Origin of the sequence: Mesorhizobium sp. M0772 (genome assembly GCF_040320135.1) — a bacterium.
Lineage (GTDB): Bacteria > Pseudomonadota > Alphaproteobacteria > Rhizobiales > Rhizobiaceae > Mesorhizobium.
In genome coordinates this window covers 38967-64101 of the sequence record NZ_JAMYPB010000037.1, presented here as the reverse complement: position 1 = coordinate 64101, position 25135 = coordinate 38967, and the positions used below count along the sequence as shown (strand labels likewise).

Genomic DNA, 25135 nt, shown 5'->3' with positions numbered 1-25135 from the left:
CAACCCCGCCACAATTCGGGGGTGCCGGGGCATGGTGCGGGTTGCCCCCCCAACCCCTCCCCGCGGGGGTGTGGGGCGGCCCCCCGCCCCGGGGCGGGGTGCAGCGCCAAGCTCCCCCACCCCGCTCCGCTTCGCGGATCGACCCTCCCCATAAGGGGGAGGGTAAAGATCAAAACCCGGCCTGATCGCGAAACAGCTCCGCATTGTCCAGCTTCGACACCTCAATCACCGCTTGCGTGCGGCTGTAGACGTTGAGCTTGCGCAGGATCTCCGAGACATGCGCCTTGACCGTGGTCTCGCCGACCTGCAGCTCGTAGGCGATCTGTTTGTTGAGCAGGCCCTGGCGCAGCATCTGCAGCACGCGCAGCTGCTGCGGCGTCAGTTTCGCCAGCCGCTGCACCATGTCGGCGCGGTCGGCGCTGTCGGCGTCGGGTGGCTGTCCCTCATAGGTCTCCGGCACATAGATCGCGCCCTCCATCACTGAGCGGATGGCGGCGGCGAGATCGCTTTTGCGCGCTGACTTCGGGATGAAGCCGGCCGCACCATAGGACAGTGCCTCTGAAATGATCTTCGGCTCCTCATAGCCCGAGACGACAACCACCGGCAGTCGCGGATGGCGGGTCCTGAGCTGCAGCAAGCCGTCGAAGCCATGAACGTCGGGCATGTTGAGATCGAGCAGCGCCAGATCGAACGGTTTTATCCCACCCAAGAGATCGAGCGCTTCGGCGATCGAGCGCGCCTCCACCGTGTCGACTTCCGGGTACGCCATCTGCACGGCGCTGTGCAGCGCCTCGCGAAACAGCGGATGGTCGTCGATGATCAGAAACCGGGCGCGATCGTTGACTGCGGTCATGGTGTTCGTTTCAGTCCTCCCTGGGCAGGATACTCCCGCTGGTATGGGCAGCTTATTGGCAAATAGTCTATCGCCATCTTGGTCCACGGAGCGCAGCCGACGCTTTTGCCAGCGCTGATGCCTTGCCCGGCGGTCCAAATCGGTCAAATGTGCCCTCAGTTGAAGCAGAGACCCGCGCATGACAGACTTCGTCCTTCCCCTGCCCGCAACCCCGTCGGTGGCCGTCGCCGGCTCTGCCGAGCGTTTTCCGGTGCGCCGCATCTTCTGCGTCGGCCGCAACTACGCCGCGCATGCCCGCGAACTCGGCAATGACGAGCGCGACCCGCCCTTCTTCTTCACCAAGCCGGCCGATGCAGTGGTCGATTCCGGCACCACGGTCCCCTACCCGCCTTTGACCAAAAACCTGCACCATGAGATCGAGCTGGTCGCTGCGATCGGCAAGGCCGGCTTCCGCATTCCTCGCGCGCAGGCGCTCGACCATGTCTGGGGCTACGGCGTCGGTATCGACCTCACCCGCCGCGACCTGCAGGACGAGGCCAAGAAAGCAGCCCGGCCGTGGGACTGGTCGAAGGCCTTCGACCGCTCGGCGCCCTGCGGCCCGTTGGTATCAGCCGCCAAATCCGGCCACCTGCAAAAGGGCCGCATCTGGCTCGCCGTCGACGGCGCGGTGAAGCAGGATGGGGACCTCGCCGAACTGATCTGGCCGATTGCCGATATCGTTTCGATCTGCAGCAGTGCGGTTGCACTACAACCGGGCGACCTGATCTTCACCGGCACGCCGGCCGGCGTCGGCGCGGTAGCGCCGGGTCAGACGATGACCGGCGGTGTCGACGGCATCGGCACCATCGAGATCACCATCGGCCAAGATTCGATGGGCAAGCCGTGATCCGATGAGCGATCTGGTCCTCCATAACTACTACCGCTCCTCCACCTCCTATCGCGCACGCATTGCGCTCGAGATGAAGGGCCTGACCTACGATTACGTGCCGCATCATCTGCGTCATGGCGACCATCTGGAGCCGGCTTACCTAGCGGTCAATCCGCAGGGGCTGGTGCCGGCGCTGATCCTGGGCGACGGCACGCTTTTGACGCAGTCGCTGGCGATCATCGAATATCTCGACGAGACCCATCCCGAACCGCCGCTGCTGCCGAAGAATGCGCTCGGCCGGGCGCGCGTGCGAATGCTGGCGCAGATGATCGCCTGCGACATCCACCCGGTGAACAATCTGCGCGTGCTGACCTCGCTGCGCACTTTGTTCGGCGCCGGCGACCAGGATGTCATCCACTGGTTTCGCCACTGGGTGAACGAAGGGTTCCAGCCGCTTGAAAAGATTCTGGCTTCATCGGATGAGACCGGCACATTTTGCCATGGCGACGCACCGGGCCTCGCCGACATCTGCCTGGTCGCCCAGATCGCCAGCAACGCCCGCTTCGGAGTCGACCTGACACCCTACCCCGAGATCTCGCGCATCCACGCCGCCTGCATGGCGCTGCCGGCCTTTCAGAAGGCAGCGCCGGAGAATCAGATAGATGCCGAATAGGCTCACAATGCCGGAGCAGAGCACGGAGAGTTGCCGATGAAAGCCGTCGTCTTCGAAAAATTCGGCGAAGCGCCGAGAATCCAGACCGTGCCGGATCCTAAACCGGCCGCCGACGGCGTCGTCATCAAGGTCGAGGCGACCGGGCTCTGCCGCAGCGACTGGCATGGCTGGATGGGCCATGACGATGGCATCACACTGCCGCATGTGCCGGGCCATGAACTGGCCGGCATCGTCGTCGCCGTCGGCAAGCAGGTGACCCGCTGGAAGGCCGGCGAGCGCGTCACCGTGCCGTTCTGCGTCGGCTGCGGCCGCTGTTTCGAATGCAATTCGGGCAATCATCAGGTCTGCGAGCACCAGACGCAGCCGGGTTTCACCGCCTGGGGATCGTTTGCCGAATATGTCGCCATCGAGCATGCCGACACCAATCTCGTACGCCTGCCCGAGGAGATGGAGTTCGCCACCGCCGCCAGCCTCGGCTGCCGCTTCGTCACCTCGTTTCGCGCCATTGTCGACCAGGGCCGGGTGACGCCGGGGGAATGGGTGGCGGTGCATGGCTGCGGCGGCGTCGGCCTGTCGGCGATCATGATCGCCAGTTCCATGGGCGCCAATGTCATCGCCATCGACCTCACCGACGAGAAACTGGACTTCGCCAAAAAGATCGGCGCCGTGGCGACCATCAACGCCGCGACCACGCCGAACGTGGTCAAGGCGGTCAAGCAGATCACCAATGGCGGCGCGCATATGTCGATGGACGCGCTCGGCCACCCCACGACATCCTTCAACTCGATTGCCAATCTGCGCCGGCGCGGCCGCCACGTGCAGGTCGGCCTGATGCTGGGCGAACATGCCCGCCCGCAAGTGCCGATGGACAAGGTGATCGCCTTCGAGCTCGAAATCCTCGGCAGCCACGGCATGCAGGCCTACCGCTACCCCGCCATGATGGAGATGATCCGCACCGGCAAGCTCAAGCCCGAACTGCTGGTCGGCAAGAAGATCAGCCTTGATGAGGCGCCTGCGGCGCTGATGGCGATGGGCGGGTTCGAGGGGATTGGCATTGGGGTGGTGACGAAGTTCTAGGGCGGAGTCGCCCTCCACCACCAAACTCCTAGCGCGCAAATTTCTTCGCCCCGAACACGCAGGCCACCACGCCGAGCGTGACGACAATCATCAGCGGGCTGACCTGTTCGTGCAGCAGCGTCGCTGCCAGCGCCAGGCCGAAAAAGGGCTGCAGTAGCTGCAACTGCCCGACGGCAGCGATGCCGCCTTGGGCGAGGCCGCGGTACCAGAACACGAAGCCGATCAGCATGCTGAACAGCGAGACATAGGCGAGACCCGCCCAGGCGCCGGAGCCGACGCCGGCGAAGGACGACGGCAGCGTCGCAAAGGTCAGCACCAGCATGATCGGCAGCGAGATCGCCAGCGCCCAGCAGATCACCTGCCAGCCGCCCAGCCTGCGCGACAATGCCGCCCCCTCGGCATAGCCCAGCCCGCAGACGATGATGGCAGCCAGCATCAAGCCGTCGCCGATCGGTGATGCTGTTACGCCTTGGGAGAAGGCAAAACCGCCGACAAGCGCGCTGCCGATGCAGGAGAACAGCCAGAAGGCCGGGCGCGGACGCTCGCCACCGCGCAGCACGCCGAAGATCGCGGTGGCCAGCGGCAGCAGGCCGACGAAGATGATGGAGTGGGCGGAGGTGACGTGCTTGAGCGCCAGCGCTGTCAGCAAGGGAAAGCCGACAACCACGCCAAGCGCCACGATGACCAGCGACAGAAAATCGCTGCGCTCCGGGCGCTTCTGCCGAAAAAGCATCAGCATGGCGAGACCGAGAACTCCGGCAATCGCGGCGCGGGCCGAGGTCAGGAATATCGGATCGAAATCGGCCACGGCCACCCGCGTTGCCGGCAGCGAGCCTGAGAAGATCAGCACGCCGACGAATCCGTTCAGCCAGCCGCTCGCGGTCTTGTCCATTCCAGGCTCCATTGCTTTCGCCCTCTATCGGGCACGTGCCTATGGTGCAGCCAGAGACAATGCAGTACAATTCCATCAAACTGTAATGGCTGATTGAGCAATACAGATGACTGGTCTCGTTCTGGAAGTCGACACCGCACGCACTGTTGCCGCGGCCACTCTGGTCGAAACTGTCATGGCGACCATCCGCCAGCGGATTGCCGCGCGCAGCCTGACGCCGGGCGCGCGGCTGCCTTCGATCCGCGCCTTCGCCAAGGCCATGCAGGTGTCCAAATCCACCGTCGTCGAAGCCTATGAGCGGCTTGCTGCCGAAGGCGCGATCCGCTCGCGGCCGGGCTCGGGTTTCTATGCCGCCGGATCGCTGGCGCCGCTATCGCTGGCCGAGATCGGCCCTCGGCTCGACCGCGCTGTCGATCCGCTTTGGGTTTCGCGCCAGTCGCTGGAAGCCGGCGACGAGATGCTGAAACCCGGCTGCGGCTGGATGCCGGCCTCATGGATGCCGCAGGCGGCCTTGCGCCGGGCGCTGCGCACCGTGGCGCGCGCCGACGATGTCGACCTCGCCGATTACGGCACGCCGCTCGGCCTGCCGCCGCTCAGGCAATTGCTCGCGCGGCGCATGGCTGGCCACGGCATCGAGGTCTCGCCCGAACAGATCATGCTGACCGAATCGGGCACGCAGGCCATCGATCTTCTGTGCCGCTTCCTGATCGAACCCGGCGATACCGTGCTGGTCGACGACCCCTGCTATTTCAATTTCCACGCGCTGCTGCGCGCCCACCGCGCCAAGGTCGTCAGCGTGCCCTACACGCCATCCGGGCCTGATATCGAGCTGTTCGCCCAGGCACTGGCCGAGCACAGACCGCGCCTCTACATCACCAATTCCGCCATCCACAACCCGACCGGCGCGATCCTGTCGCCGGTCACCGCGCACCGGCTGCTGAAACTCGCCGACCAGTCGGACCTGACCATCATCGAGGACGATATCTTCGCCGATTTCGAGCACAGCCCCGCGCCCCGGCTGGCGGCGTTCGACGGCCTCAACCGCGTCGTCCATATCGGCAGCTTCTCCAAGACGCTATCGGCATCGGTTCGCTGCGGCTTCATCGCGGCACCGCGCGACTGGATCGAGCAACTCACCGACCTCAAGATTGCCACCACCTTCGGCGGCGGCCGGCTGGCGGCCGAACTGGTGCTGACGCTGCTTAGGGACGGCAGCTACCGCAAGCACATGGAATTGCTGCGCGCGCGGCTTTCCCGCGCCATGGGCGAGACGGGCGCGCGCCTGAAGGCGATCGGCATCACGCCCTGGATCGACCAACCGGCCGGCTTGTTCCTATGGTGCAGCCTGCCGGATGGCGTGGACGCGGCTGAAATGGCACGCCGCGCGCTGGCCGACAACATCGTGCTGGCGCCCGGCAATGCATTCAGCCTGTCGGGAACCGCCAGCCGGTTCCTGCGCTTCAACGTTGCCCAATGCCAAGACGAGCGGATTTTCAGGGTGCTCAAGGCGGCAATGGCGCGCTGAGCGCTCAGCGGGAGGCCGCGCAGACCTCCCGAATGCAATCTCGCAGCCAGCGTTGCGCCGGATCGGCATCGAGCCGTGGATGCCAGAGCATCGAGATGGTGACCTCCACCGTGGCAACCGGCAGCAGAAAGCTGACCATGCCGGCGCGTGCGCCTTGCGTGTGCCGTTCGGGCACGCTGGCAATAAGGTCCGAAGCGCGCGCCATGGAGAGTGCAGCCGAAAAGCCGGAGACCATGCACGCCACGGTTCGCTGCAGGCCGAGCAGCGCCAAAGTCTGATCGATCGGCCCTCTTTCCCGACCCCGCCGTGAAACGCTGATGTGGCGGCCGGCCGCGTAGCGTTCAGGCGTTACCGCGCCTTCGCTCAAAGGGTGGCCGGCTCGCACAGCACCGACGAAGCGGTCGCGAAACAGCGCCTGTATCAGCACTTCAGGTCCGGCCTCGCCGGCAACGCCGATTTCGAGGTCGATGTCGGCGTCGCGCAATGAGGCGACATCCTTGTCGGCTTTCGGCGCAAAGCGCAGCCGCACGCCCGGCGCCTCGGCCTGGATGCGGGCGACAAGACGCGGCCCGAATTCCTCGACGAACCCTTCATTGGTGCGCAGCGTGAAGATCTGTTCCAGCTTCGCGAGATCGAGAGGCCTGGCAGGGCGCAGCAGCATTTCCGCTTCCTGGACGACACGGCCGGCCTGCTGCCGCAATGCCTCCGCGCGCGGCGTCGGGACCAGGCCGCGGCCGGCGCGGACCAGCAGCGGATCACCGGTCGCTTCCCGCAGCCGCGCCAGCGTGCGGCTCATCGCCGACGGGCTGAGCCGTAGCCGGCTGGCGGCGCGCGCCACGCTGCCTTCGGCGAGCAAAACGTCGAGCGCGAACAGCAGATTGAGATCGGGCGATGCCATCGGCGGATTGTAGCACATGCCATGGCGTTTGGCGCACGAATAAGATGCAAATGCTGCGCCTTCCGCCATTCCACCCCGACGACTAGATCTCGGTTGCGGGACTGACAAGGAGGAAATCGCCATGGCAACTGCCGAGCAGAACGAGTGCGCATCGGCGCCGCAGAAAACCCGGTCCGCAGGCCTGGCCCACTCTCCTGTCTTGGCATTGGCCAGCCTGTCGTTCGCCACGCTGCTGTCGTCGCTTGGAACCAGCATTGCCAGCGTCGGACTGCCTACCCTGATGCAGGCGTTCGGTGCGTCGTTCCAGTCCGTGCAATGGGTGGTTCTCGCCTATCTGCTCGCCATCACGGCCCTGATCGTCAGCGCTGGCCGACTGGCCGATATGGTCGGCCGCCGGCCGTTGCTGCTCGGCGGCATCGCGCTGTTCACGCTGGCTTCGGTGCTCTGCGGCCTGGCGCCCACGCTCTGGCTGCTGGTCGCGGCGCGCGCCGTGCAAGGGCTGGGTGCCGCGCTGATGATGGCGTTGACGCTGGCCTTTGTCGCGGAGACCGTGACCAAGGAGAGAACCGGCAGCGCCATGGGCCTGCTCGGCGCCATGTCGGCGATCGGCACGACGCTCGGACCCTCGCTCGGCGGCTTGCTGATCGCCGGCTTTGGCTGGCGGGCGATCTTCCTCGTCAATGTGCCGCTCGGCCTCCTGACCTTTGCCCTCGCCTGGCTGGCCCTGCCTGCCCGCGGCAAGGCTGCGGGCGTTCAAGGCGGGTTCGACGCGATCGGGACGGTCTTGCTAGGCCTGACGCTCGCCGCCTATGCACTGGCCATGACGCTCGGCCACGGCCATTTCGGCGCCCTCAACACCGGCCTGCTGGTTGCCGCCGGCATCGGCGTCGTTCTGTTCGGCGTCGCGCAGACGAAGGCGAAAAGTCCCTTGATCCGGCTTGCCCGGTTGTACGACATCCGGCTCAGCGCCAGCCTCGCCACGAACCTCGTTGTCGCCACAGTGATGATGGCGACCCTGGTGGTCGCTCCATTCTATCTGTCGCGAGCGCTGGGGCTCAGTGCTGCGATGGTCGGCGTGGTCCTGTCGACAGGTCCGCTGGTCTCCGCGCTCTCGGCGCTCGTCGCCGGCCGCCTCACCGATCGCTTCGGCGCGCACAGGATGATGGCCGTCGGACTGTTCAGTCTTGCCGTCGGAACCTCATTGTTGTCGCTCGCCGCAACAAAACTCGGCATTGCCAGCTATATCGTGCCGATCGCCGTCACCTGCTTCGGGTACGCCCTGTTCCAGACATCCAACAATGCCGCCGTCATGAGCGGTGTCGCTGCCGGCGAGCGCGGCGTGGTGTCCGGCCTGCTCAATCTGTCGCGCAATCTCGGCCTGATCACCGGCGCATCGCTTATGGGCGCCATTTTTGCGGCTGCCTCGACGGGAGAACGGCAAAGCCAGGACATGCTGACCTCAGCGGCAGCCGCGCACGGCATGCAGGTTACCTTTCAGACGGCAACGGTCCTGGCGGTGGCTGCGCTGTTGCTGGCACTGCTCTCGACCCGCGCCGGCGGCAGGCTGTCGGTGCGGCAACAGCCATCATGACCGAAGATAGGGAGCTTACGCTCCCGCCCGCTTGCGCCGCTCATAAAGCATGACCAGCGTTTCGGCGGTCAGCGCCGGCCTCTGTTCGCCCTCGATCTCGACCGTATTGGCGGCCTTCATCAGATACTGGCCCGGCCCCTTGTCCTCCACCGACAACAGCGTCGTGCGCAGCCGGATGCGTGCGCCGACCCTGACGGGCGCCAGGAACCGCACCTTGTCGAAGCCGTAATTGAAGGCGGCTTGCGTGTTTTCGGGGACGATGCCCATGCCCAGCGCCAGCGCGCCGATGATCGACAGCGTCAGATAGCCATGCGCGATCGTGGTTCGAAATGGGCTCTGCCGCTTCGCCCGCTCCGGATCGACGTGGATCCACTGATGGTCGCCTGTGCATTCGGCAAACTGGTTGATGCGGTTCTGGTCGACGGTCGTCCATTCCGACACGCCGAGCTCCTGCCCGGCCATCGCCCTTAACTGCTCGAAGGTCGGCGGCGTTTTCGGCCGTAGTTCCGTCATTCCTGCTTTCCCGGTGGCTCCCAGTGCCTCGGACCACGAACGGACGGCTCCTGTCAATTCGCCCGTTGCGATTCCGTTCCGCCATTTTCCGCCAAACAGCGTCCCTCGTCCATGCTCATGCGCCGCAACCGGCCCACTCCTCTCATGGTTGCGTTGAGAGTCACTTCTTGTCATAGCCCGAGCGGATTTCCTCCATCGCTTCCTTGATGCGGCTGCGCAGGATTTCGATCGATTCGGTGCCGGATTTCTTGACCAGCTCGGCCACTTCGCCGGCATTTTTCAGGGCGGCTTCGAAGGATTTCCTGGCGAACTCCGCCTGTTTTGTCATCAGTTCCTGGGGATTGCCCGGCGCCTTGTAGCTCTGCGCCATGTCGCTGACTTCACGCAGCGTGTCCTGCAGCATCTCGCGCTGTCTGGACAACAATGAGGTCGCGCCGGCAGCTCCCGCCCGCGCCGATCTTTCCAGCGCCTCGAGGTTCTTGCGGTGATGCGCGAGGATCGCCTCGACATTCGGCACCTTCAGGTCACGGCCGAACCGGCTGAACATGTCCAGGAACGAATCGGAGTCGGGTTGTTTGGCCATTGCTCGTGCTCCCCAGTTGTCGCAAATGCTGAACCTCGAGCAATTCCAGGAAAAGTGTGAAACGGTTTTCCGTCAGGAATTGCGTCAAAACAAAGAGTTAGAGCAGGTCGCCGTTTCCTTGAAACGGTGAACTGTTCTGTTCTGGACAATAGCACTCGCGCGCCGTGTGTCCATTCGGACGCCCAAGCAATTCAGCGGCAAATGCAGCATCAGCCAGCGAGAAACAGCCTCTCCGCCGTGTAGAGCACGAGACCGGCCAGGCCGCCGATAATCATGCCATTGAAGCGGATATATTGCAGGTCCCTGCCGATGTTCATCTCGATCAGCCTCGTCAGCTGGGCAAGGTCCCAGCGCTTGACCTGATCGGCGATGAACGTCGACACACCGCTCTTCTGGCTCTCGACGAATGACGACAGCGCCACGACAAAGCCCTGGTTCATGTCGGCCCTGATCTGCGGATCGCCTGAGAGATGGCGGCCGACCTCGACGAACATGTTGGCGAGATGCGCGCGAACAATCGAATTCTCCGCCTTGGCGTCCTGTTCGATGAACAGGCTGAGGCTCTGCCACATGTCGCCGGCGAGCGACTTCACTTCCGGCCGCGCCAGGAAATCGCGCTTCAGCTTCTCGGCCCGTTTGGCGTATTGCTTCGAGGTTCTGAGCCGCTCGATGAAGCTGTGCGCGAAACGGTCGAATTCGGCGCGCATCGGATGGTCGGGATCGGCCCGCACCTCGTCAAGCAGCGAACCGGCGGAAGCGACGATCTTCTTCAGCAGATAGGCGTCGGCTCTGAACAGGTTGAACAGCGACGGCAATTCCTCGCGGATCTTTTCGCGCATGGTCGCCAGCGCTTCCTCGTCGTTCAGGAACCGGCCAATCACCCTGGTGAATTCGTCGAACAGTTTCTGGTGGCGGCGGTCGTCGGTGAGCGCCGACAGCAATTCGGCGGCCAGCGGCGCCAGCGGCACCTTGTCGATCTGCTCCAGCATGCGGCTGGTGACGAAGCCGCGCAGGCCGGATTGCTCGATCGCCGCAAGCGTCTGCGGCACCAACCGCACGACGAAGCGCGACAGGCCGGCAGAGCGTTCGGCGTCAGTCAGCCAGTCGGCGACGAGTGCTGCAAAATCAACCTCGGCCAGCTTTTCGCGCACCGGCTCCGGCGCCAGAAAATTGACCTCGATGAAGCGGCCCAGATTATCGGCGATGCGGTTCTGGTTCGCTGGGATGATGGCGGTGTGCGGGATCGGCAGGCCCAGCGGCCGCTTGAACAGCGCCACCACCGCGTACCAGTCGGCCAGGCCGCCAATGGTCGCCGCCTCCGCGAAGGCCGCCACGAAGCCCAGCCACGGATACTTGGCCTCGAACGATTTGGCCACGGCAAAAACCACGACGCAAAGCACCAGCGCAGCCGTGGCGAGGAACTTTGTCCGCCGCAACGCGAAAAGCTTGGCGCCCGTCTCGGCATCAAAACCGCCAGGCGCCAGGGACGAAGCCGATTGGGACATGATACGCCGCTCCTCATCGATCTCTTGGCTATCTGGCATGGGCTATTTAGGGGGTGTTTGGGCCCGTAGCATGATCGGATGGGCCGATTTCGTCCGGGAATTGCCGGTTTCGCACGCAAAGTTGACAAGAATGTTCATCTATCATGCAATCCCAGTCTGGAATTGTTCCAAGGTATAGGCCATATTCCGATCAGGCCAGTGTGGGCGAATCCGAAACTCCGGGTGAGAAAGCCGCACCAGCACAATCTAAAATCTGGTGCAGTTCCAACGCGCCAGGACTCGGGTGAGGAATGAAATGCGGCTGACGCGCCAGACCAACTACGCCATGCGCATCCTGATGTATTGCGCCGCCAACAACGATCGCCTGAGCCGCATCCCCGAGATTGCGGCCGCCTATTCGGTGTCGGAGCTTTTCCTGTTCAAGATCCTGCAGCCGCTGGTCGAGCATGGCCTAGTCGAGACGGTGCGCGGCAGGAATGGCGGCGTGAGAATCGGCCGCCCCGCCGAGCAGATCAGCCTGTTCGACGTCGTACGGGTGACCGAAGAGAGCTTCGCCATGGCCGAGTGCTTCGAAAACGACGCCGCCGAATGCCCGCTGGTCGACAGCTGCCAGCTGAATTCGGCGCTGCGCGAGGCGCTCAACGCCTTCTTTGCCGTACTCTCCCGCTACACTATCGCCGATATGGTGGCGGCGCGCCCGAATGTGCGTCATTTGCTCGGCATCGACATGCTGGTCCAGCGAGCTCCGGCCGCCTGAGTTTTCTAGTGCATGTCGCTCAAAAGTGGCCCCGGTTTTGAGACAACGACATGCATAAAGACAAAGACCTAAAGCGCGTCGCCTGAGTCCGTTCAAACGCGACGCGCTTTAGGCGGCTGACTGCGGCAAGACGAACGGCATGTTCGCCGCCGGCAACACACCGACCCTTAGCCGACAATCGAACACCTTTTCGATCAGATCGTCGCTCAGCACCTCCTGCGGTGAACCGTCGGCGGCGAGCCGGCCGCGATGCATGACGAAAATCCGGTCGGCATACATGGCCGTCAGATTGAGGTCGTGCAGGATGGCGATCACACCGCCGCCGCGCCGGGCGAAATCGCGGGCGATGTTCATGATGATCAGCTGGTGCTTGATATCGAGGCTGGAGACCGGCTCGTCGAGATAGAGATAGCGCGGCTTGCCGTCCAGCACCGGCGCCCAGACCTGGCACAGCACGCGCGCCAGCTGCACACGCTGTTGTTCGCCGCCCGAAAGCTCCTGATAGAAGCGGCCGGCAAAGCCGTCGAGGTCGACCCGCGCCAGCGCCCGCTCGGGCAGACGATCATCTTCGCCCGGCAGAACGCCGGAACGGCCGCCGATAAGGCCGAGCCTGACCACTTCGTGCACGGTGAAGGGAAAGGACAGCGTCGCGGCCTGCGGCAGCACGGCACGCACGGTGGCGGCCTCCACCGGCCTCATCGCGGAGAGGTCGCGCCCGTTGACGGCCACTGTCCCCGTAAACGCCAGATCGCCCGACAACGCCTTCAAGAAAGTCGTCTTGCCCGAGCCGTTCGGTCCGACGATGGCGGCGATCTCGCCCGGCCGTGCGACAAAATCGACATTAGCGACGATGCGCTTGCCGCCGATCGCCACCGAGACATCGCGTGCTTCGATCATGCCGCCTCACAAGTCGATTACGCCGCGCTTGCGCAGCAGGATCCAGAGGAAGAACGGCGCGCCGGCGATCGCCGTGACGATGCCGATTGGCAATTCGGCCGGCGCCACGATGACGCGGGCAACGGCATCGGCGATCAGCAGCATGGAGGCGCCGAGCAGCGCCGATGCCGGCAAGAGATAGCGATTGTCCGGACCGATCAGCAGCCGCAGCAGATGCGGCACGACGATGCCGACAAAACCGATGCCTCCGCTGACTGCGACAGAGGCGCCGACCGCTGCCGAGACGCCGACGATCGCGGTGTATTTCAGCCGCTGTACCGGGATGCCGAGATGTCCGGCCGTCGCCTCGCCGAGCGCCAGGGCGTTGAGGCCTTTGGCCAGGAACGGCATTGCCGCAAGCGCCAGGATGATGATCGGCCCGACGGAAGCGATCTTCGGCCAGGTCGCGCCGCCAAGCGAGCCCAGCTGCCAGAAGGTCAGGTCGCGCAACTGCCGGTCGTCGGCCATGAAAATCAGGATACCGGTCAGCGCCATGGCAAGGGCTGCGAGCGCAATGCCGGCAAGCAGCATGGTGGCAACCGATGTGCGACCCTGCCGCGTGGCGACGCGGTAGAGCACCAGCGTGACCGCAAGGCCGCCGCAGAAAGCGGCGAGCGGCAAGGCCAGCCCGCCGAGCGCCAGAGTGAGCGGCGCCAGCCACGTCGTGCCGAGCACGATGACGGCGACCGCGCCGAGGCTCGACCCGGCGGAAACGCCGATCAGGCCGGGATCGGCGAGCGGGTTGCGAAACAGGCCTTGCATGACCGCACCCGATACGGCCAGTGCCGCCCCGATGAGCACACCGAGAAGTACGCGCGGCATGCGGATATCGTAGACGATCAGCCGGTCGCGGGCACCAAGCGCGGCGTCGTCCGGCATGGTGCCGGTCAGCCAGTCACGAATGACAGCAACGGCCGATGCATCGGAAGCGCCCGACCTCAGCGACAGGAACATCGAAAGGGCAAGCGCCACACACAGGAGCACAATAACCAGGCGAGCGCGCCCGGAACGATCGCCCTCGGCCACCTTGCCCGCCGCGCCGGTGATCGACTGATCCACCATCGGCTCAGTCCGTGACCTGGCTGCGATAGAGCGAGGCGGCCAGATCGTGGATGGCATCGGCCGTGCGCGGCCCGAAGCCGAGCAGATAGCTGCCATCCATCAGGATCAGTTTGCGGCCTTCACCCGCCGGCGTCGAGGTGATCGACGGGATGGCGAACAGCTCGGCCTCCGCAATCGGCGGTCCGGCATTTTTCATCGCCAGGATCACGTCCGGCCTGGCGGTTACGATGGCCTCGTCGGACATCTGCTTGTAGCCGGAAAAACCTTCAACGGCGTTGACCGCACCGGCGAGCTTGATGATGCCGTCGCCGGCGGTGTCGGTGCCGGCGGCCAGGATCTTGCCGCCCTGGATCGACAGCACGAACAGGACGCGCTTGCGCTGCTTGATCGACGCCGTCTGCTTCTCGGCCGCCTTCAGCTTGGCATCGGTCTCAGCCACCAGCGTCTCGGCCTTGGCGTCGACGCCGAGCGCCTTGCCGACGATGCGGATCTTTTCCAGGATGCCGTCATGGCTGTAATGCTCGGGCACGTCGATGAACGGAACGCTCGACTTTTTCAGCACATCGACCGCTTCCTTCGGCCCACTGCCATGCAGCGCCAGAATGCCCGAAGGATTGACCGACAACACGCCTTCCGGCGACAGCTGGCGCATATAGCCGACGTCGGGCAGCGCGACCGCGGCGGCGGGGTAGCGGCTGGTCGAATCGCGGGCGACGAGATGACCTTCCTCGCCAAGCGCGTAGACGATCTCGGTGATCGAACCGCCGATCGCCACGATCCGCGACGTGTCGGCAAACACGGCCACGTTCTCGCTGGCCGGCACTGGGGCGGCAATAAACAGCGACAGGCCCATGGCCGCGGCAAGCATCCTGAACAGTGAAATCATCGTCGTTTCCTCAGGCTGCGGTCGGGCTTGGAATGCGCGGCAGGTTCTCGGCAAGGAACCGCCAGTCGTCGCGCTCGCCCTCGCCTTCATGGCGCTTGCCGAAGAACTGGATGATCATCTTGCCGTCGGCGCCATAGGCTTCGAGCGAGGTGACATGACCGTCCTTGGTCGGTTTGCGCACCGCCCACACCTCCTGGATGTGGTCGGTGCGCAGATGCAGGTGGAACGTCTCGTCCATCACGTTGATCCACGGCCCCATCGGCCTGATCGACTTGACGGGACCGGAATGGATCTGGATGCAGCCTCGGTTTCCGACAAAACACATGATCGGCATGCCGTCGGCGGCGGCATGGTGGAACATGGCGCCGATGGCGTCATTGTCGAGCAGCCAGGCATAGTCCTGGCCGACCATGCGCACGGCCTGGCGGCGGGTGAGCTTCAGCGTTTTCAACATGCCAAAGAACTGATGCACGTCGGTCAGCCGGCTCCAGCGGTCGCGCAGATCATCGATGTCTGCGGCAATGCCCGACGTCTCCGCGTCGTCGTCGGCCAGGCCTGCGATAGACACGGTCGCCTCCTGGTTCGGCGATTCGAGTGCGGCCACGAGCTTCTGGTAGGCATAGAGATTGGAAGCCGGCCGCAGATGCACCTTGTGCACCGCATCGCCGGCCGCGTCGAAGAATTGCAGGCTGCGGCGGATATCGCCGCCGTCGCGCTTTTCCACGGCAAAGCCATGCGCCCAGACTTTGGGAAAAATGCGCAGGTCGATGTTTTCGCCCAGCACCATGGCGTTGTGCGTGCCTGTGACAACCTTGTCGTAGACGCCGATCTTCTCGTGCACCGCGCTTTCGTTGCGGGTCAGCGCCATCACTTCGCCGACGGCGTCGAGGCCGGTCAGAAGATCGTTGACCCTGGGCTCGACGCGCACGACGCCGTCGCCGCAATGCGCGGCCACCAGCTCGGCCTCGGAAATACCGAGCTCGGCGGCAAGATCGCGCTCGCGCGCTTTCGGATTGTCTGCCCGCGCCCGCCGGATTTCATGCGGGGCGGGTTTTGCGCGCTGGTCCATGTCCTGCTTACCTGTCTGCCGTGTTTGGTCGTTTCGTCACTTGTTGAGGATGAGCTTGCCCTGGCGGGTGATCTTCAGCCGATAGAGCGCGCCATGGTGCTCGATGCCGATCTCGTGCTCGCCCTGGAACAGCGTGTTGGAGGACAGCGTCCGCACCGCCAGCGGCACCCGGTCGAAGCGGGTCGGCGTCTCCTCGGAACGGCGGACGCGGTAACGGAAGTCGTTGGGATTGTGGGTGTTCATCTCTTTCGATCCCTTTCCTGTGCCGGGCAACTGGCCAGGCGTTGCAAAAATGCCGATTCATTTCTTGACTTGAATGATCATGTTTATTAGTCAGTGCAATACCGGACCAAATGAGTCAACATTTAAGACGCCGGACAGAATGAAAAATGCCAGCGAGCACCAAGCCAGCCAGCATCGAACCTGGAATTTTGGAGTTGGGGCATGGGCTTGGGAAATTGTGGACGACTGGGTCTGGCGAACGCCGATCCGGTGCATCGGCCTATGGCAAAGGCAATGGCAGCCTTGCTTGCGGGGGCAGCGACGATCGCGCTGCTGACATCGCCGGCCAGCGCTCAGCCGGCCGCTGACCAGGCCGACCAGACCAGGAAAACCGAGGACACCAAGCCGGCGCCCGCCGGCGCGACCCTGCTGGACAAGATCCTCGTCATCAGCCGCACCGGCGAGACGGCAATCGAATCGCTGGCCTCGGCCAGCCATGTCGACCAGGAACAGCTCGACCGCCGTATGGCGACGACGCCGAGCGAAATGCTGCTCGGTGTGCCTGGTGTCGCCGTGCAGGCCGATGCGCGACGCGTCAGCTCCAGCATCAACATCCGCGGCCTGCAGGATTTCGGTCGCGTCGCCGTCATCGTCGACGGCGCCAGGCAGAATTTCCAGCGCTCCGACCACGGCACGCAGTCGACCTTCTATGTCGATCCCGAGCTCATCAAATCCGTCGATGTCATCCGCGGACCGGTAGCCAACACCTATGGCTCCGGCGCCATTGGCGGCGTCGTCTTCTTCGACACCAAGGATGCGGTGGATTTCCTCAGGCCGGGCGAAACCTGGGCCGGCTCCGTCACCGGGCGCTATGAAGGCAACGGCAAGGGCTGGACCACCAGCGCCAGCGGCGCCTACAAATTCAACGACGATTTGGATGTGCTGGGCAACATCGTCTACCGCGACTACGGCGACTACAAGAATGGCAGCGGCGACACCGTCGCCGGTACCGGTTTCGACGTGCTGAGCGGCCTGCTCAAGACCACAATCCGCCCGAGCGAGAACAGCGAATTGAAGCTCGGCTGGGTCGGCTCGAGCGACGGCTGGACGGAAACCAGCGGCGGCGTGCCGGCCAACGACGTCGACCTGAAGTCGAACACCTTCACCGCCCGCTACAACATCACTGACGACGCCAGGAGCTGGCTCGATCTCCACATCAACGCCTCCTACAACAAGACCAATCTCGACCTCACCACGCTGGTCCCGCAGAACCGCTTCGATCCGTCGACCGGCCTTCCCGTGCTGCTGCCCGTCGGTTCGACCTCGACCTTCGACGTTGGCACGGCCGGCGTCGACATCTGGAACACGTCGCGCTTCGAAACAGCCGGTGGTGCGCACGAATTGACCTATGGCGGCGACTGGGTGGGTGACGATGTCGAGACCGGCGGCACCGCCGGCGGCGACAGCTTCTACACCCCATCGGGCAAGCGTAGTGTTTCGGGCGCCTACATCCAGGACAAGCTCACCTGGGACTGGCTCGAGGTCATTGCCGGGCTGCGTTACGACAATTACAGCCTGGAGGATTCCGACAATGGAACGTCAGGTGATCGTCTGTCGCCGCGCATCACCGTTGGTGTCACGCCCTTCGAAAGCGCCAGCCTGGCGGGCCTGCAGTTCTATGGCACCTACGCCGAAGGCTATCGCTCACCCTCGCTGACCGAAACGCTGATCAGCGGCAACCATCCGGCAGGCGTCACCTTCCCGTTCCTGCCCAACCCAAACCTGCGGCCTGAAACCGGCAAGACCACCGAGTTCGGCGTCAACTACAAGCTGAACGACCTTATCGAGGCCGGCGACGCGTTCCGGCTCAAGGCCGCCTACTTCCACAACGATGTCGACGACTACATCGAAGGCGTCACACTGTCGGCATTCGACCCGACCAGCGGCTGCCCGTTCGGCCCCGGCATTCCGATCTGCTTCCAGTACCAGAACGTCGCCCAGGCCAAGATAAACGGCTTCGAACTGGAAAGCGTCTACGATGCCGCCTGGGGTTATGCCGGGCTCTCCGCCTCGATCACCAACGGCCACACCATCTCCGATGAAGGTGAGCGCGCCGACCTTGCCACCATCCCGTCCTCGCAGGTCACCGGGCAGCTCGGCTTCCGCTTCCTTCAGGACAAGCTGACCGTCGGCGGCGAGGTGCAGTACAACGGCAAGCCGAAGGGCAACCCCGTAGCCAAGGATTATACTCTGGTCAACGCCTTCGCCAGTTACCAGGCCACCGGCAATCTGAAGGTGGACTTCCGCGCCGACAATTTGTTCGACGTCAAATACACCAACCCGCTGAACGGCGGCACCACCGCCGTCATCTATGAACCCGGCATCACGCTGAAGCTGGCCGCAACCATGCGCTTTGGAGGCTGACACCCATGACAAGTTTGACGGCATCGCTTCGGCTCCTGACCTCGACGCTGGCGATGTCGCTTGGCTTGATGCCGGCGTGGGCTCAGTCCGCGCCGGCTCCGCAACTCAGCCTCGAGCTCAAATGCCGCGCAGCCCTCCGAAAAGGGTTGCCGCCTGACCTTCGTCGTCAACAATGCGCTCGGCGCCGATCTTTCCAAGGCGGCATTCGAAATCGCGCTGTTCAACGAGGCCGGCATTGTCGACCGCCTGAGCGTGCTCGACTTCAAGGACCTGCCGGCCGGCAAGACCAAGGTGATCCGCTTCGACCTCGCCGGCACCGACTGCACCAAACTCAGCCGCGTGCTGATCAACAGCGCCACCGAATGCGCCGGCGTCGAACCGGGCGCCTGCATGCGCGGCCTGAAGACGCAGACCAAGACCGGTATCGCATTCGGCGTTTGAGGTGGGTCTGCATCGCGCCTTCCTGCACGACAATGCGACACGACCCGTCGCAGCTCCGCCGTTATGGCCGGCAACCGATCTTGATTTGACAATCCCGCCGCGCTCGCGGCAGGTCTCGCCGCGAACCATGCAGGACATCACCCCCCTCCCCGACGCCGGCAACGAACCGGCGATAACAATGGACGAGCTCGTACAGCCGGCGGCCGCGGACCGCAAATGGACTGTGGCGATCGTCGCGTCCTGCCTGCTCCATGCCGCTGCCGCAGCGGCGTTCATGGTCGCACCCGCCGGGACATTTGATACCGGGAAGGCAATACAGGCCGAAGGCGCCGATCGATCAGGCGCAGACGTCCTCGGCACCGCTTTGCAAAACCCGGTACCCGACGCGGTGGATGTTACCCTGGTAACCGATCCGCAGCCGGCCAACCCCGTCCAACCCACGCCCCAAACCGGGGCGCCTCAAGCCGTAGAGGAGCCGGCGGCGCCCAAATCTGCGCCGGAAGCTGCCAAGCAGGCAACCGTCGCTCCGGATGCACCAACGGCCGCCATCCCGGATGATCAAAGTGTCGCCCCAGAGGGTGAGACGCCTGCACCGTCACCGGTTCAAACGCAGAGTTCGGAGGCGTCTCCCGCCAATGAGCCTGCCGTTGAATTGCCTGCCGCGAGGCCACCAGTCCCAAGCCCGAGGCCAAGTACATCAATATCGGGCGCACCAATATCGGGAGAGACTGGCGGCACGGCAGATGGCGAGGAGCGCGAGGCAACGGCGGTTGCCAGCAAAGGCGGAAAACAGAGCGCGGCGGGCAATTCGATGGAGTCCGGCTACAGCGTTGAAGTACAGAACAAGCTTGTCCGCGCCAACCGCCACGTTTCGAAGGCGGTTCAAGCCAAGGCTCGCAACAATGCCAGGGTCTATTTCGTCGTCATGGCCGACGGCAGCGTCAGCGACTTGCAGCTTGTCGAAAGTTCAGGGTCTGCCGAGCTAGACCAATTCGCTTTGAAACTGGTGCGCCAGCAAGCCCCGTTCCCGCCCATTCCACCCGAGACCGGATTATCAAGTTGGGTGTTCAGGGCGCGGATCGGTCCGTTTTAACCAGCTCGCAGACCTTCGCCAAATCGTCCATCAATTCAAGAGGAAGCCCAATGTACATCGCCATGAACCGCTTCAAGGTCCAGAACGGCTCGGAGACCGCCTTCGAGGATGTCTGGAAGAACCGCGATTCGAGCCTCTCGGAGATGAAAGGCTTCAGGGAATTCCGCTTGCTGCGCGGCCCGGTCAACGAGGCCGAGGGTTACACGCTGTTTGCCTCGCACACGGTGTGGGCAAGCCATGAGGATTTCGTCGCCTGGACCAAATCCGAGAATTTTCGCGCCGCCCATCGCAACACCGGCACCTCGAAGGTGCATTATCTCGGCCATCCGCAGTTCGAAGGCTTTTCGGTCGTCGAAGGGGCCTGATTGAGATTTCACCCGTCGACGAGATCTGACGACGGGCAGATGCCGTCATGTTCCGGTTGAATTCCGGCCGCCCAGTCGCCGAAGCCGCTGGGCAATGTGCAGGCGCAGCCGCCGCCAGGGCTGTCCGCGTGTCAGGTAGCGCGCCAACCGCGGATCACCGGCCAACTCCGGGAACTGGCGCACATGCTGCGTCAGGAATGCAGGTATGAAATTGCGCCCGTTGAGATCGCTGAGCCAGGCAGAATTCGCCAGCAAATAGTCTGCGGCATCCGCCGCCAACACGCTCCTGTAGCTCCTGTATGCAGGCGTTTGCCGCACATTGCCGCCGGCAAAGGCAGTTCCGGTGGACAGGTTGGAGCCATGCAGGCGATAGAGGCCGAGACCTTCTGACAGGATGAGGCTGCCGCCGGCCTGGTGCGCGAGTGTCGCCGTCAGATAATCCGTCCCGACCTTGGCCTTGAACGGGAAGGACAATACCGGTTCCAGCGCGCCACGCCGGTACATGATCGCCGAGCATTGCGACCACAGCCAGCCCGTCACCGCAGGTGCGAAATAGGTTACCGGATGCTCCGATGCGTAGGCGATCCCGGGCGCCATGCCGGCAAGCCGGCCACCGGGCGCGATGGCGACGCCACTGCGATCCGCTCCGGACCGCGGTTTGCGCAAGGCAAGGAAGGTACCGCCCAGCAAGGTGCCGTCGCCATCGACAAGGAACACATCGGAACTCGACAGTGCGGCCGAATGCGTCGTGTTGAGGTGGGCGGACAGATGCGCGAGGAGAAAATCCGGCAGCCACACGTCATCGGCGTCGAGAAACGCGACGAAGGGCGCGTCGGTTGCGGCAAAGCCGTCGCGGAATCCCGCGGTCTGGCCGCCATTCTCCTTGCGCGCCAACAGGCGCAGGCGCGGGTCTTCTATATCCCTTAGAAGCTGTTGGACATGGTCGGCCGAGCCGTCCGTCGAGGCATCGTCGACGATGACGCATTCCCAATTCCGGTAGGTCTGCGCAAGCACCGAGCGGATCGCCTGTTCGACGTACGGCCGATAGTTGAAGCAGGTGATGACCACCGCCACGCGCGGCAGCTCAAACGGTCGGGACGTGTCTTCCATCTGTTCGGCTGCCCCGCTCGAGTTGCTCTCTGTCCCTTGCGCATACCCTTGCAACCCGACGCAGGCAAGCGAGCCGCGAAAAGCCCCCTAGGCCGCCGCGAGCAGGCTGGCATTGCCGCCGGCAGCCGTGGTGTCGACGCAGACAGCGCGTTCATGCGCATAGGCCGCCGGGTTGAGCACCTCGCTGACCAGCGGCACGATCGGCCCGCTGCGGTCGGCAATGACCTTGCGCACGATCCGCGCCGCCTCGGGCCTGCCCGAGAAGGCGACGACATCGACGCGCAGCGAACGCGCTTCGACTGGGTCTGGCCGACCGTCTATGGCCGCCAGCGGCAACCCCTTGCCGGTCAGCGCCGACAGTGCTGCCGGCGCGCCCGGCGCCACGGCCAGCACCGCATTGCCGGCGGCCAGCGCCTGGATCGTCTGGGCAAGCAGCGTTTCGGCGTCCGGACCGAGGCACAGCACCCGGCCGCGCGGCGACAGCGACAGCGTGTTGGCCTCGCCGGTCGGTCCGGGCAGGTCGACCTGGCCGAAATCGATGGCGGCTGCAGCGCCGATCGCTGCAGCGCCCTTGCCGCGCAGATGCTTTCTCAAGATGGCGATGCGGTCCGGCCGCGTCGACCAGCCGCCAAGCGTCGGATCGGGCAGATTGTCGGCCAGTTCGGTCGCCGTCACCTTGTGGCCCTCGGCAATCTCCGTGCCCGCCTCCGGCCCCTTGCGGAACCGCCGGAGATAATGCGGCCCGCCGGCCTTCGGCCCGGTGCCCGAAAGCCCCTCGCCGCCAAAGGGCTGCGAGCCGACGACGGCGCCGATCTGGTTGCGGTTGACATAGATGTTGCCGGCATGGATGCCGTCGACGAAATGCTGGACGCGGCCTTCTATGCGGGTGTGCAGGCCGAAGGTCAGGCCATAGCCCTTGCGGTTGATGGCGGCGATGACGGCGTCGATCCCGTCGGCGTCGAAGCTGGCGACATGCAGCACCGGGCCGAACACTTCGCGCTCCATCTCCTCGATGCCTTTGACCCGGACCACATGCGGCGCAACGAAGCGGCCATCTTTGGGTGCTTCGAGCTTGGCGATCAGCCGGCCCTGCAGCCCCATCTTGGTGCAATACTCGCGGATCGATTCCTGCGCTTCGTCATCGATGACCGGCCCGACATCGGTCGAAATCTGCCAGGGATCGCCGATGGTGAGCGCCTCCATGGCGCCCTTCAGCATCTCCAGCATCTTCTTCTCGACATCCTTCTGCACGTAGAGCACGCGAAGCGCCGAACAGCGCTGGCCTGCACTCTGGAAAGCCGATGCCAGTATGTCGCGCACCGCCTGTTCGGGCAGAGCGGTGGAATCGACGATCATGGCATTGAGACCGCCGGTCTCGGCAATCAGCATGGCGTCCGGCGCAGCCGTCTCGGCCAGTTGTTTCTCGATCAGCTTGGCGACCTCGGTCGAGCCGGTGAAACAGACGCCGGCAATGCGCGGATCCGCGGTCAGCGGTCCGCCGACCGCCGGACCGTCGCCCGGCAGAAGCTGGATGATATCTTCCGGCACGCCGGCCTCGCGCAGCAGTTCGACGGCGCGGAAGGCGATCAGCGGCGTCTGTTCGGCCGGCTTGGCGATGACCGAATTGCCGGTGACGAGCGCTGCCGCGATCTGGCCGGTGAAGATGGCGAGCGGGAAATTCCACGGCGAAATGCACACGATCGCGCCGCGCGCCTCGGTGCCCGCTTCGTTGTTGGCCGCTTCGGCAGCGTAGTAGCGCAGGAAGTCGACGGCTTCGCGCACTTCGGCCACGCCGTCGGCCAGCGACTTGCCGGCTTCCCTGGTGGCGAGCGCGAAAAACTCGACCGCATTGGCCTCATAGAGGTCGGCCGCGCGGTTGATGATGGCGGCGCGCTCGGCGACGGGGCGTTTTGCCCAGGCCGGCTGCGCCTCCACCGCGAAGCGCACCGCGGTCGCGACCTGCTTGGCAGCGGCTTCGGCGACCGTGCCGACGATCTCGGCAGGCTTTGCCGGATTGACCACCGGGCGCTGCTTGCCGTAGCCGGCGGCGCGCGTGATCGGCTTGGCATGCCAGCGCTCGGGTCCGGCAAAGGCCGCCTTGGCATTGTCGATCGCCGCCAGCGTCACCGGATCGGTAATGTCGAACCCCTTCGAATTGCGCCGCCCAGTGCCGAAGATCGCCGCGGGGCGAGCGATTGCCGGATTGGCGGCGGGGCCCTGGCTCTCGACCGTCTCGAGCGGATCGCGCGCAATATCCTCCGGCTCGACGTCCTCGTCGGTGAGCTGATGGACGAAGGAGGAGTTGGCGCCATTCTCCAGCAGGCGGCGAACCAGATAGGCCAAGAGGTCGGAGTGCGCGCCGACCGGCGCATAGATGCGGCACCGCGTGCCTTCGGCCTGGCGCACCGTCTCATGCAGCGCCTCGCCCATGCCGTGCAGGCGCTGGAATTCGAAAGCGTCACGGTTGTCAGCCATCGACAGGACGGCAGCGACTGTATGGGCGTTGTGCGTGGCGAATTGCGGATAGATGCGGTCGGTCATCGACAGCAACTTCCTGGCGCAGGCCATGTAGGAAACATCGGTGTTGGCCTTGCGGGTGAAGACAGGGTAGCCGGAAAGCCCGAGCGTCTGTGCCCGCTTGATCTCGGTGTCCCAATAGGCGCCCTTGACCAGCCGCACCATGATGTTGCGGTCGTACTTTTTCGCCAGCGCATAGAGCCAGTCGATGGTGAAGGCAGCGCGCGGGCCGTAGGCCTGGACGACGACGCCAAAGCCATTCCAGCCGGCAAGCTCCGGCTCGGACAACACACGCTCGATGACGTCGAGCGACAGGTCGAGCCGGTCGGCCTCCTCGGCGTCGATGTTGAGGCCCATGCGCGAATGGCGTGCGGCCAGCGCCAGCGACAGCAGCCGCTCTGCCATCACCGGCAGCATCTTTTCCTTCTGTGCCTCTTCGTAGCGCGGATGCAGCGCCGACAATTTGACCGAAATGCCGTGGTTCTGGCGGATATCGGGACCGTTGGAGCCCGAATCCAGCGAGGAGATCGCGTCGGCATAGGCCTTGAGGTAGCGCAGCGCGTCGGCCTCGGTGCGGGCCGCCTCGCCCAGCATGTCGAAGGAATAGAGATAACCTTTCTGGATCATCGACTTGCCGCGCTTGACGGCTTCCGCAATGGTGCGGCCGAGCACGAACTGCTCGCCCATTTCGCGCATGGCGGCGGCGACCGCCTTGCGGATCACCGGTTCGCCCAGCCGGCGAACCATCGAGCGCAGCGTGCCTTCAATGCCGCCCTCGCCCTCGTCGAGCACACGGCCGGTCAGCATCAGCGCCCAGGTCGAGGCGTTGACGAAGATCGAGCTCGAACCGCCCGAATGCGCCGACCAGTCATGCGGTGCGATCTTGTCGGCGATCAGGTCGTCCATAGTCTCGGTGTCAGGCACGCGCAGCAGTGCCTCGGCCAGGCACATGAGCGCCACTCCTTCCTTGGTGGAGAGGCCGTAGGCGGAGAGAAAAACCTCCATCAGCCGCGGGTCGGACGAGCCGCGCACCGCGCGCACCAGATCCGCGGCACGGGCCGAGACGGCTTTGCGGTCATCGGCCGAAAGTTCTGTCGCCGCAGCTAGCCGCTTCACAGCCGCGTCTTCGTCAGGCAGGTAGTTGGCGCGGATCTGCTGGCGGATGGTGTCGAGCGGCATGGCGGTCCCTGCGGAGCAAGCATCTGTGAGCGGGCCGGCGGTCGCCGGACCGAATGGCGCAAGCTAGCACAGAGCCGCATTTTCAGCCGGTCCAAA

Annotated in this window: 22 protein-coding genes and 1 pseudogene; 10 read left to right on the top strand and 13 right to left on the bottom strand. The window is 64.6% G+C overall.

The annotated features are described in order from the left end of the window. Window positions 1–169: 169 nt before the first annotated feature. On the bottom strand, window positions 170–853 hold the full coding sequence (locus NKI06_RS22155; RefSeq protein ID WP_023701705.1) for a response regulator: 684 nt from the start codon (window positions 851–853) through the stop codon (window positions 170–172). Window positions 854–1031: 178 nt separating this feature from the next. Here NKI06_RS22155 and NKI06_RS22150 point away from each other — a divergent pair, with 178 nt between their 5' ends. From NKI06_RS22150 to NKI06_RS22140, 3 genes are read left to right on the top strand one after another with little or no spacing between them, the layout of a single operon-like run. Then, window positions 1032–1739 (top strand): fumarylacetoacetate hydrolase family protein, encoded by a 708-nt coding sequence (locus NKI06_RS22150; protein WP_023688173.1) that lies wholly within the window; start codon window positions 1032–1034, stop codon window positions 1737–1739. A 4-nt stretch (window positions 1740–1743) separates the two neighbouring features. Then, window positions 1744–2394 (top strand): maleylacetoacetate isomerase, encoded by a 651-nt coding sequence (maiA, locus tag NKI06_RS22145; protein WP_352987159.1) that lies wholly within the window; start codon window positions 1744–1746, stop codon window positions 2392–2394. 36 nt (window positions 2395–2430) lie between these two features. Beyond that, window positions 2431–3471 (top strand): zinc-dependent alcohol dehydrogenase family protein, encoded by a 1041-nt coding sequence (locus NKI06_RS22140; protein ID WP_023688171.1) that lies wholly within the window; start codon window positions 2431–2433, stop codon window positions 3469–3471. 28 nt (window positions 3472–3499) lie between these two features. On the opposite strand, the gene NKI06_RS22135 is transcribed toward NKI06_RS22140, so the two are convergent. Continuing rightward, the gene (locus NKI06_RS22135; protein ID WP_352987156.1) at window positions 3500–4363 is read right to left on the bottom strand and encodes a DMT family transporter; all 864 of its coding nucleotides are present in this window, start codon (window positions 4361–4363) and stop codon (window positions 3500–3502) included. A gap of 106 nt (window positions 4364–4469) precedes the next feature. On the opposite strand from NKI06_RS22135, the gene NKI06_RS22130 reads away from it, so the two are divergent. Beyond that, window positions 4470–5888 (top strand): aminotransferase-like domain-containing protein, encoded by a 1419-nt coding sequence (locus tag NKI06_RS22130; protein WP_352804647.1) that lies wholly within the window; start codon window positions 4470–4472, stop codon window positions 5886–5888. 4 nt (window positions 5889–5892) lie between these two features. Here the strand turns inward: NKI06_RS22130 and NKI06_RS22125 are convergent, their stop codons facing one another. Further along, window positions 5893–6786 carry a LysR family transcriptional regulator gene (locus NKI06_RS22125; protein ID WP_352987154.1) on the bottom strand — a complete coding sequence of 298 codons (894 nt, stop codon included), beginning with the start codon at window positions 6784–6786 and terminating at the stop codon, window positions 5893–5895. Between the two features lie 121 nt (window positions 6787–6907). Here NKI06_RS22125 and NKI06_RS22120 point away from each other — a divergent pair, with 121 nt between their 5' ends. Then, on the top strand, window positions 6908–8377 hold the full coding sequence (locus NKI06_RS22120; protein WP_352987152.1) for an MFS transporter: 1470 nt from the start codon (window positions 6908–6910) through the stop codon (window positions 8375–8377). Window positions 8378–8392: 15 nt separating this feature from the next. On the opposite strand, the gene NKI06_RS22115 is transcribed toward NKI06_RS22120, so the two are convergent. From NKI06_RS22115 to NKI06_RS22105, 3 genes are all read right to left on the bottom strand, one after another. Beyond that, a complete protein-coding gene (locus NKI06_RS22115) occupies window positions 8393–8890 on the bottom strand; it encodes a MaoC family dehydratase (protein WP_023681725.1) in 498 nt (165 codons plus the stop codon). A 160-nt stretch (window positions 8891–9050) separates the two neighbouring features. Beyond that, complete coding sequence (locus tag NKI06_RS22110) at window positions 9051–9473, bottom strand: phasin family protein (RefSeq protein ID WP_023672638.1); 423 nt, start codon at window positions 9471–9473, stop codon at window positions 9051–9053. A gap of 209 nt (window positions 9474–9682) precedes the next feature. Further along, window positions 9683–10978, bottom strand: coding sequence for a DUF445 domain-containing protein (locus tag NKI06_RS22105; protein ID WP_023714385.1), 1296 nt, complete (start codon window positions 10976–10978; stop codon window positions 9683–9685). A 295-nt stretch (window positions 10979–11273) separates the two neighbouring features. Here NKI06_RS22105 and rirA point away from each other — a divergent pair, with 295 nt between their 5' ends. Then, on the top strand, window positions 11274–11735 hold the full coding sequence (rirA, locus tag NKI06_RS22100) for an iron-responsive transcriptional regulator RirA (RefSeq protein ID WP_023672640.1): 462 nt from the start codon (window positions 11274–11276) through the stop codon (window positions 11733–11735). 108 nt (window positions 11736–11843) lie between these two features. Here rirA and NKI06_RS22095 read toward each other — a convergent pair whose 3' ends face one another. Genes NKI06_RS22095 through hemP form a run of 5 tightly spaced genes read right to left on the bottom strand, consistent with a single transcriptional unit; the run spans window position 11844 to window position 15931 of the window. Next, complete coding sequence (locus tag NKI06_RS22095; protein WP_352987149.1) at window positions 11844–12632, bottom strand: heme ABC transporter ATP-binding protein; 789 nt, start codon at window positions 12630–12632, stop codon at window positions 11844–11846. 6 nt (window positions 12633–12638) lie between these two features. Continuing rightward, on the bottom strand, window positions 12639–13733 hold the full coding sequence (locus tag NKI06_RS22090; protein WP_352987147.1) for a FecCD family ABC transporter permease: 1095 nt from the start codon (window positions 13731–13733) through the stop codon (window positions 12639–12641). A 4-nt stretch (window positions 13734–13737) separates the two neighbouring features. Further along, window positions 13738–14619: a heme/hemin ABC transporter substrate-binding protein gene (locus NKI06_RS22085; RefSeq protein ID WP_031208051.1), complete on the bottom strand. Its 882-nt coding sequence runs from the start codon at window positions 14617–14619 to the stop codon at window positions 13738–13740. A 10-nt stretch (window positions 14620–14629) separates the two neighbouring features. Next, the gene (locus NKI06_RS22080) at window positions 14630–15688 is read right to left on the bottom strand and encodes a hemin-degrading factor (protein WP_352740570.1); all 1059 of its coding nucleotides are present in this window, start codon (window positions 15686–15688) and stop codon (window positions 14630–14632) included. A 36-nt stretch (window positions 15689–15724) separates the two neighbouring features. Then, window positions 15725–15931 (bottom strand): hemin uptake protein HemP, encoded by a 207-nt coding sequence (hemP, locus tag NKI06_RS22075; RefSeq protein WP_023673860.1) that lies wholly within the window; start codon window positions 15929–15931, stop codon window positions 15725–15727. Between the two features lie 273 nt (window positions 15932–16204). Between hemP and NKI06_RS22070 the strand changes: the two genes are divergently transcribed. From NKI06_RS22070 to hmuQ, 4 genes and pseudogenes are all read left to right on the top strand, one after another. Further along, window positions 16205–18334: a TonB-dependent hemoglobin/transferrin/lactoferrin family receptor gene (locus NKI06_RS22070; protein ID WP_352987144.1), complete on the top strand. Its 2130-nt coding sequence runs from the start codon at window positions 16205–16207 to the stop codon at window positions 18332–18334. A 5-nt stretch (window positions 18335–18339) separates the two neighbouring features. Beyond that, window positions 18340–18775 (top strand): annotated as a pseudogene (locus NKI06_RS22065) (hypothetical protein). A 178-nt stretch (window positions 18776–18953) separates the two neighbouring features. Continuing rightward, window positions 18954–19868, top strand: coding sequence for an energy transducer TonB family protein (locus NKI06_RS22060; protein ID WP_352987142.1), 915 nt, complete (start codon window positions 18954–18956; stop codon window positions 19866–19868). Window positions 19869–19918: 50 nt separating this feature from the next. After that, a complete protein-coding gene (hmuQ, locus tag NKI06_RS22055) occupies window positions 19919–20233 on the top strand; it encodes a heme-degrading protein HmuQ (RefSeq protein ID WP_023818079.1) in 315 nt (104 codons plus the stop codon). A 45-nt stretch (window positions 20234–20278) separates the two neighbouring features. Here hmuQ and NKI06_RS22050 read toward each other — a convergent pair whose 3' ends face one another. Together NKI06_RS22050 and putA are read right to left on the bottom strand one after the other, a co-directional pair. Further along, window positions 20279–21343, bottom strand: coding sequence for a glycosyltransferase (locus tag NKI06_RS22050; RefSeq protein WP_352987139.1), 1065 nt, complete (start codon window positions 21341–21343; stop codon window positions 20279–20281). Between the two features lie 87 nt (window positions 21344–21430). After that, the gene (gene putA / locus NKI06_RS22045; protein WP_352987137.1) at window positions 21431–25039 is read right to left on the bottom strand and encodes a bifunctional proline dehydrogenase/L-glutamate gamma-semialdehyde dehydrogenase PutA; all 3609 of its coding nucleotides are present in this window, start codon (window positions 25037–25039) and stop codon (window positions 21431–21433) included. Window positions 25040–25135: the final 96 nt, after the last annotated feature.

Coding starts and splice junctions, on each gene's coding strand:
- NKI06_RS22095 (WP_352987149.1), bottom strand. CDS start 12,632: ATGATCGAAGCACGCGATGTCTCGGTGGCGATCGGCGGCAAGCGCATC.
- NKI06_RS22080 (WP_352740570.1), bottom strand. CDS start 15,688: ATGGACCAGCGCGCAAAACCCGCCCCGCATGAAATCCGGCGGGCGCGG.
- NKI06_RS22070 (WP_352987144.1), top strand. CDS start 16,205: ATGGCAGCCTTGCTTGCGGGGGCAGCGACGATCGCGCTGCTGACATCG.
- maiA (WP_352987159.1), top strand. CDS start 1,744: ATGAGCGATCTGGTCCTCCATAACTACTACCGCTCCTCCACCTCCTAT.
- NKI06_RS22060 (WP_352987142.1), top strand. CDS start 18,954: ATGGACGAGCTCGTACAGCCGGCGGCCGCGGACCGCAAATGGACTGTG.
- putA (WP_352987137.1), bottom strand. CDS start 25,039: ATGCCGCTCGACACCATCCGCCAGCAGATCCGCGCCAACTACCTGCCT.
- NKI06_RS22110 (WP_023672638.1), bottom strand. CDS start 9,473: ATGGCCAAACAACCCGACTCCGATTCGTTCCTGGACATGTTCAGCCGG.
- NKI06_RS22050 (WP_352987139.1), bottom strand. CDS start 21,343: ATGGAAGACACGTCCCGACCGTTTGAGCTGCCGCGCGTGGCGGTGGTC.
- NKI06_RS22120 (WP_352987152.1), top strand. CDS start 6,908: ATGGCAACTGCCGAGCAGAACGAGTGCGCATCGGCGCCGCAGAAAACC.
- NKI06_RS22130 (WP_352804647.1), top strand. CDS start 4,470: ATGACTGGTCTCGTTCTGGAAGTCGACACCGCACGCACTGTTGCCGCG.
- NKI06_RS22115 (WP_023681725.1), bottom strand. CDS start 8,890: ATGACGGAACTACGGCCGAAAACGCCGCCGACCTTCGAGCAGTTAAGG.
- hemP (WP_023673860.1), bottom strand. CDS start 15,931: ATGAACACCCACAATCCCAACGACTTCCGTTACCGCGTCCGCCGTTCC.
- NKI06_RS22090 (WP_352987147.1), bottom strand. CDS start 13,733: ATGGTGGATCAGTCGATCACCGGCGCGGCGGGCAAGGTGGCCGAGGGC.
- NKI06_RS22085 (WP_031208051.1), bottom strand. CDS start 14,619: ATGATTTCACTGTTCAGGATGCTTGCCGCGGCCATGGGCCTGTCGCTG.
- NKI06_RS22135 (WP_352987156.1), bottom strand. CDS start 4,363: ATGGACAAGACCGCGAGCGGCTGGCTGAACGGATTCGTCGGCGTGCTG.
- NKI06_RS22125 (WP_352987154.1), bottom strand. CDS start 6,786: ATGGCATCGCCCGATCTCAATCTGCTGTTCGCGCTCGACGTTTTGCTC.
- NKI06_RS22140 (WP_023688171.1), top strand. CDS start 2,431: ATGAAAGCCGTCGTCTTCGAAAAATTCGGCGAAGCGCCGAGAATCCAG.
- NKI06_RS22155 (WP_023701705.1), bottom strand. CDS start 853: ATGACCGCAGTCAACGATCGCGCCCGGTTTCTGATCATCGACGACCAT.
- NKI06_RS22150 (WP_023688173.1), top strand. CDS start 1,032: ATGACAGACTTCGTCCTTCCCCTGCCCGCAACCCCGTCGGTGGCCGTC.
- hmuQ (WP_023818079.1), top strand. CDS start 19,919: ATGTACATCGCCATGAACCGCTTCAAGGTCCAGAACGGCTCGGAGACC.
- rirA (WP_023672640.1), top strand. CDS start 11,274: ATGCGGCTGACGCGCCAGACCAACTACGCCATGCGCATCCTGATGTAT.
- NKI06_RS22105 (WP_023714385.1), bottom strand. CDS start 10,978: ATGTCCCAATCGGCTTCGTCCCTGGCGCCTGGCGGTTTTGATGCCGAG.